The following is a 13,584-nucleotide window of genomic DNA, read 5'->3' on the forward strand; positions in this document are numbered from 1 at the left end:
AAAACGTCGGGGTTTCCGATCGATCGGCCCGTTCTCCCCTTTAGAACGCTTGCGAGAACCTGAAATGAATCTGCTCTTGGCGCAAGCGATAGATCCCATCCGGGCCGATCGGTTGCGGAATTCGAAATTGCGGCGGATTGAGCAAGTATCCGAAATCCACCCCGAACTCACCGCCTACCGGAGTTTTAAGACGCAACCCGAGACCGACCGTATGCGACCAGAGCGCCCGCAGATTCTGTCGGAACGTATCTCCGGCCGGAACATCGGGCGGATTGAAGATATCGCCGATCCTTCGGAAAACGTTCCCGCCGTCGTAAAACGGAACGGCGCGGATGGACTTGGTCAACGGAATCCGCGCTTCGAGGTTTACGATCGCCAGCGCGTTGCCTCCGAACGGCACGGTAAAGGGATTGAGCGCAATGATCTGGCCGCTTTGATCACGGAAAGTGCCTTGCGGAGCGATCACTACCCGCGGTCCGGCCGATTCGAAGTCAAACCCGCGGATGGACGTTGAACCTCCGGCAAAGAATCGTTCGCTGATCGGCAGAATCCCGTCAAGATCCGGGAACTGCGTCGAATTGAACCGGCTGCGCTTTGAAAAAACGTTCGCGAGCCCGATAACCGCGCGTCCGGCGAATGTCGTGTTCTTCAGCGCCGGAACGGTGTAGAAGCGATAATACGACGCCTGAAACTTCTGAAATCCGATGTTGGCGCCGAGAAACGGCAGGCTCAGATTGTATTCGGCGGTAATATACTCGCCTTTCGTCGGATCGCCGGGATTGTAGCGACAGGGATCGCCGGCCTCGCCTTTCGAGATTATCTCCAAAACGGAATACCGAAAATTGCAGTTTTCCCGCGTGTCGCGGACGTAGGTCGCACCGAATCCCGAGATTCGAATCTTCGCGTCCGGAAGCAGAAGGTCCTTGATCAGAAGACTTTCGATGTTGAATAGCCGGACGTCCTCGAATCGATAGCGGAGGAAGATGAGGCTCCGTTCTTTGTAATTGATCGTCCGACTCGTCTCGGCAAAGAGCGTCAGGCGATTGATCGTCGGGTCTCCGGTATTGTTCCCGAATTGATCGATCGGATTTCCGTTGGCGTCGATCCGCTGAACGACGCCGAAGGTTCCCTTATCGAAGGCCGACCGAAAGAACCTCGTGACCGTCGAATCACGTTGGTATTGAGCCGTAAAGGTCAACGGCGAAAAGCGCCGGACGCCGTCTGCCGATCTTCCATCGCTGATGAATCGCGGATTGACGTAATCGACTTGAAAGATCTGCTGAAGACGACTGATACGAGCCCGCGCTCCACCCTGCTGAAGCTTGCCGAAAAGATTGAAATGGCGAATGTCGAACGAACCGAACGGTCCGGCATCGGTCGAAAAACCGCCGCCGTACGTGATCAATCGCGGCGGCTGTTCTTCGACGTTGATGACGATATCGATCAAACGGTTTCCGTCCGTGCCCTCACCCGCCGGCTCAGTCTTGATCTCGACACGCTTGAACGCATCGCTGGCGTACAGATTCTGCTCGCTCGCGAAGATGTCGGCCGCCCGCAAGACGTTTCCAACCCGTAGATTCAAGGCCTTCAGGATCGCGTTGCGCGCGGTTCGTTCGTTTCCGCTGATCCGGATACGATTGATGATCACGCGCTTGCCCTCGTTCTCAACGCGGTAAATGACCTTGATTCGATCCTCGGTTTCATCCGACGATTTTTCTTCCACCTCAAAAATGATCCCGGCTTCGTAAAAACCCTCGTTTGAATAAAACTCGACGAGTTTCTTGACGCCGTTCCGGATCCGCGCGCGCGAGTAATTCTGACCGATCAGGTTCGGTAGTTTGGATTTCAGAACCGATTCCGAAAACGCTGAATTGCCGATCAATTGAACCTCGTCGATTCGCGTCGGACGGCCTTCGTTGACGACGAAAGTAATGATCAGATCTTCGCCATTGGGCGAAACACCTTGCTTCACGGTCACGGTCGAAGAGCGAAATCCGAGTTCACGCATCAGCGACTGGATGGTTTCACGATCTTCGCTGAGCAATTCGGAACTCGTGTATCCGCGACCGTAACCCAGGTACGGAACAATTCCGAGCACCGTCGCTTGCTGCGATTCGAGAACCGTTTTGACCTCCGCCGCGGGCAAGAGTTTCGTCCCTTCGATGCGGATGTCGACGAGTTTGAATTGACGATTTAGATCGGCGAGGTACTTCACGTCGACGGTTTTGGCATCGAGTTCCGCTCCCGCCAAAGCCGAACACAGCGTCTCGGTCCCATTGACGATATAACTTGCTTCCGTTTCGGTGAATGCCGGCGTGACGGAGCAAACCGGAGTGACGTCGGCGAAGAAGAACCCCTGTTCTTGAAAGTAGTTCTCGAGGCGCCGTTCGCCTTCGACTATCGCCGAATAATCAAGTGTTCCCTCGCGCAGGATCGGAAGGAGTTTCGTTCGCGTGCCATTGCCGACCTTCTCCTTGTCAGATTCGATCTCGACCCGAACAACGGCGCCGACCTTGCCGCTTAGTGAGACCGCGACCGAATTGTTGTCGGGATCGAAAACAACGCGCGGTTCGATCAGGTCCGGCGCGAAATGTTCCTGTTCGCGAAGGGCGCTCTCGACACGTTGAACATCTTCGTTGAGTTTGGCTTTCGAGAATGGCGCTCCGGTTTTGAGATTAAGTTTGGTCAGCACATTCTTCGCATCAAAACCGGTTACCGCGATCTTGAATTCGCTGACCCGTGCTTGGACGTTCGGCGATACGTCAAACCGAACCGCAACCTGCGTCTCGCCGGTCAGCGGTGTTTGCGAATAAGTAACCTCGGAATTGTAGTAGCCGCGGTCACGCAGGTATTCGAGGATCGCGTTGGCGTTCGACTGAAGAACCTGTTCGGTCACCGCCTGGCCCGGGGTGAGGAGATTGAGCTTGAAAAGAAGCTCGTCTTCGGTGATCGGTTCGCCGGTGAACTTTCCGATCTTCACGACCAAACGCTCAGCGCGCGTCTTGCGTTTGATCACGAAACGCAACCTGACCGAAGCTTCCCCGATCGGTTCCGCTTCGACCGAAACCGAAGCGACACGTCCGGTGTCGTAGATTCTCTGAATCGCCTCCCGGACCCTGACCGCTGAAAATGCTTCGCCAAGCGCTCCGCGCGCAATCAGCCTGAACTGCTCGGCCGCCGACAGATCGCGGTCGTTCCCCTCGAACGTGACATCGACCGGGTCGACTATCTTTTTCCCTTCAAACTGATTTTGGGCGTTGGCGACGGCACTTAAGAGAATGAACATTGCGATCGCCGAACAAAGGCGAAGCAACTTTTCACGAACTCCAAATTTTCCCGCTCCCAGTGACGTCATCTGTTACCGATTCGTTGCCGCAACCCAAAAATCACGTTGAATGCCGGCTATGGCGGCCGGACGAGTCTTTGACTTTGGAGAGCCCCTACAGTCTAGCAAAAACCAATTGCAAAAAGAACTTACGCCCTTCCGACTGGCGTTCGAATAAATTTCGCCCGCGTTGCAACCAAATCAAAATGTGGATGCATCAAGGTAGTTGTAACTCGTCAGACGACGGCGCGGGTGCTGAACACGCCGAAATAATTCAAACAACTGGTTTTACGACCTTCATTTTTGCATAGCGCAAAGACGTTTCTACGTTTGCGTTCAGGAGAAGTTATGTCAGAAAAAAACTTGGCCGACTCGATCTGTGTGAGGAACGAGCGCAGCCGCGCGCGATTCGCGGCGGGCGTTCTGGGCGCATCGCTGACGCTCTCGACGTTGGCGTTCGCGCAGGGAACACCGGCCCTGACCGGCCGAAACAACGACCGACTGTCGGCGGCAAAGACACCTGAAAATCGGCCTGTTGCGGCGGCCAAGTCGCAACTCGTTTCGGGCACCGTGACCGATATTCACGGCGCGGCAATTCCCAATGCTCAGGTGACCCTAACCGGCGTGTCGAATGGAGCGAGACTCCGAACCCAATGCAACGAAGAAGGCGAGTATGGGTTTTCGAATGTCGATCCCGGAAGTTACAGGTTGGAGGTTGCGGCGGCGGCGTTCAAGGAACGTTCGATTGATATTGACGTTCGGGAAGATAGCTCGAGCTCCGCGAATATTGAATTGGAGGTGCCCGAGGTATTCGTGACGATGGGCATCGTCGCCTACGCCGAATACTCGGGCCCGCTCTTTCGCGCCGTTTCAGACAATAATTCCGACCTCGTCAAGCAATTGATCGGCACCGGAGAGAACGTCAATTCCAAGGACGATGGTTACGGCGAAATAACGCCGCTGTTTCTGGCGGTGGAAAACGGCAATGCTGGGATCGTCGAGATCTTGCTCGAATTCGGCGCCAACGTGAATGCACGGGATGAGGCGGGTCAGACGCCTTTGATGCGCATCGACGATGACGCCGATGTCGAGGTCGTGCGAACCCTGATCAAATACGGCGCGAAGGTCGACCTGACCGACCGTCAGGGAAACAACGCCCTGATACTCGCGGCGCGAAACGCCGACCCCGAGGTGCTGAAGATCCTGATCTTGGAAACGGACGATATCGATGCCCGGAACTCGCGCGGGCGGACCGCCCTGATGGAGGCCGCGGACGAGGACAATGTTGAGAGTGTCAAAGCCCTGCTCATCGCCGGCGCAAACGTGAATTTAAAGGACAAGGAAGGCGAGACCGCTTGGGATCTGACGACAAATCCGCAGATCGAAAGGCTTCTCGAGCGTTACGGCGCGATTGTCAATTAACTTGGCGCGGCGTCGCGCAGAACGAGTTCGGCGGCCATTCGTCCCGAGATCAGCACCAGCGGCATTCCGCCGCCGGGATGAGTTGTGCCGCCGGCGAAATACAATCCTTCGACTTCGCGCGACTTGTTTCGCGGCCTGAGAAACGCCGAAAAGATGCCGTTCGACGAGACGCCGTAGATCGATCCGCGGTTCGCGCGGTATCGGATCCGAAAGTCGTCCGGCGTGATCGATTCCTCGACGACGACCGAGCGGTTGAGTCCTTCAAGTCCGAATTGTTCCAATTTCGAAATTATAAGATCGCGATACTGCGGCCCCTCGCGCGACCAATCGGTCCGCTCGCTCGTATACGGCGCGTTGACCAGTATGAAGAGATTCTCGCAGCCCTCGGGCGCCTGCGTCACATCCGTACGCGACGTCGCACAGACGTAGATCGTCGGGTCTTTTGACGGACGCAACTCGTCGAACATCGATCTGAACTCGGCACGGTAATCGTCGGAGAAGAAGATGTTGTGATGCGCCAACTGCGGGAACTTGACGTTCGTTCCGAGAAGCAGAACGAATCCGCTGCAGGACGGCTCGATGCGGTCGAGTTTCTTCAACGGATAGTCGCGGCTCGAAACGAGATTCCGGTACGTATCGATCGCATCCGAGTTCGCGACAATGAAATCCGCCTCGAGAGTCTCGCCGTTGACGAGATCGACGCCTTTCGTTTTGCCGTCTTCAACGACGATCTTTTCGACTTCCGAATTCAGTTTGATCTCAACGCCCATCTCGGCGGCCAGTTTCGTTATCGCCGTCGGTATCCCGTAGATTCCGCCCGTCGGATACCACGCGCCGAGACCGAATTCGACATATGGGATCAACGAAAAAGTGGCCGGCACCTTGTATGGCGAGGAACCGTTATAGGTGGCGAAACGATCGAACAACTGCCGCATCTTTGCTGATTTGAAGTAGCGTCCGACGTGCGAGTCGAGCGAACGCAGTGCCGATATCTTCCACAGATCGCCGAGATTCGAACGAGTGAACATCTCCGACATATCGCTCAGATTATGCTTGAGAAAAGTCCGCTCGGCGACCTCGTACTTGTCGCGTGAATCGGCAAGAAAGTCGCGAAAGCCGGCCGCATCGCGGGGTTCGACCACGGCGATCCGTCGTTCAGTCTCTTCCGCGTCGCCGGAAGCGTCGAAGCGTGTTCCGTCGGACCAGAAGTAACGACAGATCGGGTCAAGCCTTTCAAAAATCAGATAATCGTCGAGCGAGCGTCCGCAGAACTCGAACAACTCTTCAAAAACGTGCTTCATCGTCACGAGCGATGCGCCGGTGTCAAAATGAAAGCCGTTTGATTCGAAGTAATTGACCTTTCCGCCCGGAGTCCCGTTCTTTTCGACGACGGTCACGCAAAACCCGGACTTTGCCAAGCGGCAAGCCGCCGAAAGTCCGCCCAAACCGGCGCCGATGACCACGATTTTTTTCATCGCATCTATCTTAAACTCAACCGGTCGATTCCGGAATTCGGGTTCTGAATCAATGGTTTTGACAAACCGAGGCGATTGCAATAATCTCTTTAATGAAAACGACTTTCATAGTCAGTCTAATTAGGAGAGTTATGAAAACGAAAAAGAAGTGCTGTAAAAAGTATAAGAAGGGCAAGGCCTGCAAGAAATGTCCTTTTTACTGCAGTAAATAGGCTCACCGCTCCTTGTTTCGCAAGCTCCCCGCGCGCTTTTCACCGGGCGCGTTCGTGTTAGAATAAGGTTTCCGTCTGGGTTCTTCGGTGCAAAGCGTGAGCAGTCTCCGCACGCACGAATGACGTTCGGAGCTTGACTATGACAAACGAAACACACGATCCGAATCTTCAAAGCTGGATCGAGTCGGCAAACCGGCCCGATTCTGATTTTCCTCTTCAAAATCTCCCGGTCTGCAAGTATTACAAAGGAAATGACCTGCAGATCGGAATTGCGATCGGCGACTTCATCCTCGACTTCGAGCCGTTTTACAACAGCTTTCTCGCGGACGGATTTGAAAAGGTCGATCTCGAACTCGCGGCGAGTCCGAAAGTTCGCGCTGGCCTTATCGGCGCGCTTTCCGTGGACGCGAAAGAGTCGGGCCGAAACCTGATCCGCGATCATTTTCTGACGCCGATCGTGACCGCGAAATTCGCTTTGCCGTTTGAGATCCGCGACTATACCGATTTTTATTGCTCGATATTCCACGCCACCAACGTCGGCGCGATGTTTCGTCCCGACAATCCGCTGCTTCCGAATTACAAATACATCCCGATCGGATACCACGGCCGGGCGTCCTCGATCATCGTTTCAGGCGCCGATGTCAAACGCCCGAAGGGTCAGAATCGGGCCGACGCCGACGCGCCGCCGATCTTCGTGCCGTGCCGCAACCTCGATTACGAGATGGAAGTCGGATTTTTCGTCGGCAAGGGCAACGATCTCGGAACATCGATACCGATCGAAAATGCCGAAGATCATATTTTCGGACTTTGCCTCGTCAATGACTGGTCCGCGCGTGATATTCAGGCGTGGGAGTATCAGCCGCTTGGGCCGTTTCTCGCAAAGAACTTCGCGACGACCTTGTCGCCGTTCATCGTGACAAAAGAAGCTCTTGAACCGTTTCGCGTTCCGGCGTTCGAGCGCGACGCGAACGATCCGCAGCCGCTTGATTATCTAAACGGCGAAGCAAACAATAGCCGCGGCGGTTTTGATATCAATCTCGAGGTCTTCATCCAAACGGAAAAAATGCGTTCCGAATTGATCGAACCATTCAGACTTTCGCGGTCGAATATGAAAGATCTTTATTGGACGATCGCGCAGATGCTGACGCACCACGCGTCGAACGGCTGCAATCTCCAAACCGGCGACCTGATGGCGACCGGCACGGTTTCCGGACGCGGGAAGGACGAACGAGGGTGTTTGCTCGAACTGACCTGGCGCGGAACGGAGCCGATTGAGTTGCCGTCCGGAGAAACCCGACGGTTTCTCGAAGATGGCGACGATGTGATAATGAGAGGTTTCTGCGAGCGGGAAGGCTTCAGGCGAATCGGATTCGGCGAATGCCGCGGTCGCGTCTTGCCGTCAGACTAACTGGACGATCAGGGGATTCTTGATTTATGACTTTGCGAGCCGGATTTCTTCTGCTGCTTTTAACGCTTGGTGCGATCGCCCAGGCAAATGCGATCATAGGATCCGTCAAGGACCCGAACGGCGCAGCCGTCGCCGGCGCAAACGTGTCGATCAAATGTCAAAACGGCACAAAGCGCACAGCCGTGACAAATCCGGCGGGCGAATTCAGCTTCGACGTCGGCGGCCAGGACTGTTTGTTGAGAGTGATCCAAGCCGGATTCGCGCCGTACGAACAGGAACTCGGACCGGGCCAAACGCTCGAGATCGTTCTTCAGGTCGATGAAACGCGGGTGACCGTCACCGCCGAAACCGGACGTGCCGAAAGTCGTGAAAACGTGCCGCAGGCCGTCACTCTGATCGGTTCCGATCGAATGAACCAAAAGTCTCCGGTGGTGCTGGCGCAGCTCGCGGACGAAGAAGTCGGAGTTTCATTTCAGCGAACAAGCCCGACGATCGGCGCGATCGCGGTTCGTGGACTGACCGGCAAGAACGTCTCGGTGTACATCGACGGTGTTCGTTTCACCAATTCAGCACAGCGCGGCGGTATCAGCACGTTTTTCAATCTCAACGACGCGTCGAATTTTCAGTCGGTCGAGATTCTTCGCGGCGCCAATTCGGCACAGTATGGCTCAGATTCGTTGGGCGGAACAGTAAATCTGGTTAGTCGCGCGCCCGCGTTCAAATCCGACAAAAACGAACTGCACGGCGACTTGATGACGGGTTACACAAGCGCCGACCGCAGTTATTTCGGATCGTTGAATCTAAGCTTCGGAACGAACAAACTCGGCGGGAGCGTCAATCTGATCGGTCGGCGTGTCGGCACGCTTCGAACGTCGGACGGTATCGATTCGCACGCGGCGGTGACGCGATTTCTCGGCCTGCCTTCGAGCATTCTCGGTGACCGATTGCCCGATACCGAGTTTTCGCAATACGGCGGCTCGCTCAGGCTCAACTACGCGCCGCGGCCGGATTCGACCTTCATCGTCAAGTACCAGCGCGGCCAACAGGACGACGGCAAACGCTACGACCAACTTCTCGGCGGCGACGGAAACCTCATCGCGGACTTGAAGAATCTGATGCAGGATTTCGCCTACATCCGATTCGTGAAACAGGATTTCGGCTTTTTCGATTCGGCATCGTTCACGCTTTCATACAATAGTCAGCGCGAAGAACGGATCAATCAGGGTGGACAGGGAAACCCGGCTGCGACGATTACCAATCAATACGAACGCACAACCGCGACCGGATTCAGTTTTTTCCTCGAAAAAGAACTGCCGAAGCGGAATTCATTTCTTTTCGGCGGGGATTACTATTTCGAAAAGATCAACTCGCCCGCGTTTACCTTCAACCCTGTAAACTCGACATTTTTCCTTTCACGTCCGCGGGTGCCCGATGAAGGCCGTTTCATCAGCGGCGGCTTGTTCATTCAGGATGCGTGGGATGCGATCCCGAATAGACTCCGACTGAGCGGCGCGGTTCGCTACAACGTCGGCTCGTACCGCGCGCGTGCCGCGGATAGCCCGATCGTCAACGGCTTTCGCCTGTGGAACGACGACTCGCTCCGCGTCGCCGATTTCTCGGGCCGCATCGGAATGGTCGCGAAACTCGCAAAGGGATTCAATCTTGCGTTCAACTATACGCGTGGTTTTCGCTACCCGAGTATGACCGATCTCGGGACGCTCGGACTGACGGGCGACGGCTTCGAGGTCGATTACACCTCCGCGATCGATCTCGGCGGAACGATCGGGTCGGACGCGAGCGCCAATGCGATTTCGACCGGACTCCCCGTTTCGCGTCAGCGCTCGGAATATTCGAACACGTTCGACGTCGGTCTGCGTTACTCCAACAAACGTTTCGACACCGACTTTACGGTGTTCTATCTGCAACTGAAAGACACGATCACCAAACAAGCGCTGATTCTTCCGCAAGGCTCGGTCGGCCGGTTTCTAGGCGATCAGGCAATCACCAGCCAGCGCCCGAACGGGACCGTCTTCGTCTCGCTTTCGACGGCACCGGTTCTTGTCCGCAGCAACTTTACGTCGGCCCGGCTATACGGATTTGAATACGAGGTCGAAACGAAGATCACGGAAAAACTTGAATTTCGCGGAAATTACACTTTCATCCACGCCGCAGACGAAGTCACCGGCCTTCCGCCGAACATCGAAGGCGGAACGCCGCCGCCGCAAGGTGTTGTCAGTTTGCGGTACGAACCGAAAACGAATATGTGGTTCGAGTTCTACTCGAATTTGGCGCAGAAACAAGATCGTTTCTCCACGCTCGACCTCGGCGACCGCCGCACCGGCGCGACGCGGACGCGCGCCCAGATCCAGAACTTTTTCCGCCGCGGCGCCTGCGTCAGGGGATTGACGAACAACCCCGACGGGCGCTGCGGAACCGGCGACGAAACGACTTTGCTCGCGACGGGTGAAACGATTCTTCAGGTTCAGAACCGCATTCTCGGCGTCGGCGTCGATTCCGCGCCGTTGTTCACCTATTTGCCGTCGTTCGCGCTTTTCAATTTGCGCGGCGGATTCAAGATCAACGAAAAATCGCAGATCAACTGGAGTTTCGAGAATATGTTCGACCAGTTCAACCGAAAACCGAGTTGGGGAATCGACGGCGCGGGCCGCAGTTTCAAGGTTCAATATCGATACAAGTTCTAACGGCGACGATCGATTGTCGTTTTTCGGTTATTCATAATCAGTTGTTGCCGGTTATTCCGGAATAGCTGATGGCTGATAATTGAAAGTTTTGTTTTGCCTAAGAGATTCGGACGAATGAATAAATACTCCAACCAAGCCCGCGGAGCGCTTTCCGAATACGAGGAGTATTTCGCCGGAATGGACGCTTCGATGCGGCAGAAGATCGCGCTCACAACCGCGCATTTTCCGGCGTACGGCAAGATCGCCGATATGGGTTCCGGTTCGGGGAGCGGGACATTCGATCTCGCCCGGTTGTATCGCGAACTCGAGCTTGTTGGCGTCGATATCAATCCGGTGACGGTCAATTACTCGAAGGACCACTATCGTGCTGAGAATCTCGAATTCGTCGTCGGCGATATCGCCGATCGGGTTTTCGAAACCGAGTCGCTGGACGGAATTCTCGATTCGTCCGTACTTCATCACGTCACGAGTTTCAACGATTTCAATGTTTCCGAGATCGACAGGACGCTCCGCAATCAGGTCGCGCAGCTAAAGACCGGCGGAGTTCTGATCATACGCGATTTCGTCGTACCCGATGAAGCTGAATCGACGGTGTTTCTGGATCTCCCGACGAGCGACGGCGCTGAAACCGGCGCTATCCCGGAACTCTCGTCGGCGGCATTGTTTGACGTTTTCGCCCGCGATTTTCGATGCAGCCTGAACCGCGATTCCGGAGTTCCCTTCGCGCGTTTGGCATCCCCGCGCGCTGGGTTCGCTCGATTTGAAACAACACTCCGTTATGCGGCCGAATTCGTTTTGCGAAAGGACTATCGCGATCATTGGGCACCGGAACTGCTCGAAGAGTACACGTACTTTTCGCACGATGACTTTGAGCGCGCGTTTCGCTCGGAGAGCTTGCGGATCGTCGTTTCGATGCCGCTCTGGAATCCGTGGATCGTCGAAAACCGGTTCGTCGGCAAGTTCTTTCTGGCGGATCGTTCAGTTGGCGCATTGACGTTTCCGCCGACCAATTTTCTTATCGTCGGCGAAAAGGTAAGACCCGGAGAAGGCGTCAAACTCGCCGAAACCCGGAAATCCGGCAATGCGCCGCGATTTTTGAATCTGAAGTTTTACCGGCATCGGACGAGCGGCCAGATTTTCGAGCTCGCCGAACGCCCGAATCAGACGATCGATCTTCTTCCGTGGTTCGAGAGCGAATCGGGTCAACTTTTCGTGCTTGCGAAAAAGGACTTTCCGCGGCCGATCGTCAATGCGATCGGCGACGTTCCGAATTTGAATCGCGCGCGATTTTCGGGTTACATCACCGAACCGATCAGTGCCCTTTCAGATTCGGGATCGGGGATTGACGAACTTCACGAGATAATTCCAGAAGTCTTGCACGAAAGAGCGGGGCTTGCATCAACGCAAATCGTCTCGATCAGCGAACCCAATTTCTATTTCACTTCGCCTGGCGGAATCGATGAACGGGTCGAGAGCCACCTCGTGCAGATAAGCGGTTGGAACAACGAGCCGCACGCGATCGACAACTATACGAAATTCAAGAGCGCCGGTTCGGTTCGCGAGCTCGATGCGCTCCAGGTCCTGCGCGCATCGCACGTCGGCGGTATGTTCGACGCCCGGCTCGAGATCAACATTTATCGTCTCTTGCGTCAGCTCGGACATTCGCCGGGAGCGTGGATCGGCGGTGCGCTGGGGCCGTCGAACCAAGTGTTCAGCGGGAGGATCGAACCGGATCTCACAATCGGACACGATATGGTATTTGAGGCGGTCGATGTTCAGGCGCCGGACTTCCTTGAACATCATCGCGGCGATTTTGGAGAGTTCGACTCGCGCGCGAACGAACTCGCGCGAGATGAACTGGAATTCATAGTTCCGAAACGATTCAGCAAGAATACCGTCGCGGCGATTCCCTTTATCAAGAGCGATGCGTCGATTATTGTCGGAATCGAGATCCGTGACCTTCCGGCACCGCAAAATTTCACTGGAAACTCGCGTCTCGCCTGCGTTCCGGCCTGGCGGCTGCCGCGATCGATCAAGCATAAATTCGATCTTGAACCGTTCGTCCGCGAGAGGTTTCCAATGGATTTTCGGGTTCCGGCAAAACGTGTTTGGGAACTCGGAGGCGCATACTTTACAAGCGCCGGGATCACTCCCGAGATCGTTTATCCGATGGCGGTCGAGATCGACGCGGACGAACTCGGCACATCCGATTTGAAATTCATACCGCTGGCTGATCTCATCGAACGAGAATCCGAGATCCGCGACGCTCATCTGCTTGTTGCTCTCAACCGCCTCGCCCACGCGCTCGGCGTTGGATGATTTCAGGGATTCCAGGATTCCAGAGATTGCAGGGATTCCAGGGATTCCAGGATTCCAGGGATTCCAGGGATTCCAGGATTCCAGGGATTCCAGAATTCCAGGATTCCAGGATTCCAGGATTCCAGGATTCCAGAGATTCCAGGATTCCAGAGATTCCAGAGATTTCAGGGATTCCAGGGATTCCATTGGTGCCAGAGCTGCCTCTGAACAGATGTAATTTTGGAATCATGGAATCCTTGGAATCATGGAATCCTTGGAATCTCTGGAATCATAGAATCCTTGGAATCATAGAATCCATGGAATCATTGAATCCTTGGAATCATGGAATCCTTGGAATCATGGAATCCTTGGAATCATGGAATCCTTGGAATCATGGAATCCTTGGAATCCTTGGAATCTCTGGAATCATAGAATCCTTGGAATCATAGAATCCATGGAATCATGGAATCCTTGGAATCATAGAATCCATGGAATCATTGAATCCTTGGAATCATGGAATCCTTGGAATCATGGAATCCTTGGAATCATGGAATCCTTGGAATCCTTGGAATCATGGAATCCTTGGAATCCTTGGAATCTCTGGAATCCCTGGAATCCCTGGAATCCTTGGAATCCCTGGAATCCCTGGAATCCCTGGAATCCTTGGAATCCTGGAATCCCTGGAATATCTGGAATCCTGGAATCCCCAAATCAATCGCAAATTGCACTTCGCAAATCGCAA

At 54.8% G+C, this 13,584-nt stretch carries 8 protein-coding genes; 5 read left to right on the plus strand and 3 right to left on the minus strand.

The window, feature by feature from the left end:
- Window positions 1-40: 40 nt before the first annotated feature.
- Window positions 41-3,286 carry a BamA/TamA family outer membrane protein gene (locus tag IPN69_06040; GenBank protein MBK8810280.1) on the minus strand — a complete coding sequence of 1,082 codons (3,246 nt, stop codon included), beginning with the start codon at window positions 3,284-3,286 and terminating at the stop codon, window positions 41-43.
- 387 nt (window positions 3,287-3,673) lie between these two features.
- On the opposite strand from IPN69_06040, the gene IPN69_06045 reads away from it, so the two are divergent.
- Window positions 3,674-4,747 carry an ankyrin repeat domain-containing protein gene (locus tag IPN69_06045; GenBank protein ID MBK8810281.1) on the plus strand — a complete coding sequence of 358 codons (1,074 nt, stop codon included), beginning with the start codon at window positions 3,674-3,676 and terminating at the stop codon, window positions 4,745-4,747.
- On the opposite strand, the gene crtI is transcribed toward IPN69_06045, so the two are convergent.
- Window positions 4,744-6,222 carry a phytoene desaturase gene (gene crtI, locus IPN69_06050; GenBank protein ID MBK8810282.1) on the minus strand — a complete coding sequence of 493 codons (1,479 nt, stop codon included), beginning with the start codon at window positions 6,220-6,222 and terminating at the stop codon, window positions 4,744-4,746. The two genes, IPN69_06045 and crtI, sit on opposite strands and share 4 nt — an antisense overlap.
- 351 nt (window positions 6,223-6,573) lie before the next feature.
- On the opposite strand from crtI, the gene fahA reads away from it, so the two are divergent.
- The 4 genes from fahA (at window position 6,574) to IPN69_06070 (ending at window position 13,080) form a co-directional block, all read left to right on the plus strand.
- Window positions 6,574-7,842, plus strand: coding sequence for a fumarylacetoacetase (gene fahA / locus IPN69_06055; protein MBK8810283.1), 1,269 nt, complete (start codon window positions 6,574-6,576; stop codon window positions 7,840-7,842).
- Window positions 7,843-7,868: 26 nt separating this feature from the next.
- Window positions 7,869-10,544 carry a TonB-dependent receptor gene (locus tag IPN69_06060; protein ID MBK8810284.1) on the plus strand — a complete coding sequence of 892 codons (2,676 nt, stop codon included), beginning with the start codon at window positions 7,869-7,871 and terminating at the stop codon, window positions 10,542-10,544.
- Between the two features lie 114 nt (window positions 10,545-10,658).
- The gene (locus IPN69_06065) at window positions 10,659-12,863 is read left to right on the plus strand and encodes a methyltransferase domain-containing protein (protein MBK8810285.1); all 2,205 of its coding nucleotides are present in this window, start codon (window positions 10,659-10,661) and stop codon (window positions 12,861-12,863) included.
- Window positions 12,856-13,080, plus strand: coding sequence for a hypothetical protein (locus tag IPN69_06070; GenBank protein MBK8810286.1), 225 nt, complete (start codon window positions 12,856-12,858; stop codon window positions 13,078-13,080). Before IPN69_06065 ends, IPN69_06070 begins: the two co-directional genes overlap by 8 nt.
- Before the next feature lie 307 nt (window positions 13,081-13,387).
- On the opposite strand, the gene IPN69_06075 is transcribed toward IPN69_06070, so the two are convergent.
- Window positions 13,388-13,570, minus strand: a complete 183-nt coding sequence (locus IPN69_06075; GenBank protein ID MBK8810287.1) for a hypothetical protein — start codon at window positions 13,568-13,570, stop codon at window positions 13,388-13,390.
- Between the last annotated feature and the right edge of the window lie 14 nt (window positions 13,571-13,584).

The organism is Acidobacteriota bacterium (assembly GCA_016715115.1).
Classification (GTDB): domain Bacteria; phylum Acidobacteriota; class Blastocatellia; order Pyrinomonadales; family Pyrinomonadaceae; genus JAFDVJ01.

Bases quoted from the DNA above. Each gene is read 5' to 3' on its own strand.
- IPN69_06040 (MBK8810280.1), bottom strand. From the start codon at position 3,286: ATGTTCATTCTCTTAAGTGCCGTCGCCAACGCCCAAAATCAGTTTGAA.
- IPN69_06045 (MBK8810281.1), top strand. From the start codon at position 3,674: ATGTCAGAAAAAAACTTGGCCGACTCGATCTGTGTGAGGAACGAGCGC.
- crtI (MBK8810282.1), bottom strand. From the start codon at position 6,222: ATGAAAAAAATCGTGGTCATCGGCGCCGGTTTGGGCGGACTTTCGGCG.
- fahA (MBK8810283.1), top strand. From the start codon at position 6,574: ATGACAAACGAAACACACGATCCGAATCTTCAAAGCTGGATCGAGTCG.
- IPN69_06060 (MBK8810284.1), top strand. From the start codon at position 7,869: ATGACTTTGCGAGCCGGATTTCTTCTGCTGCTTTTAACGCTTGGTGCG.
- IPN69_06065 (MBK8810285.1), top strand. From the start codon at position 10,659: ATGAATAAATACTCCAACCAAGCCCGCGGAGCGCTTTCCGAATACGAG.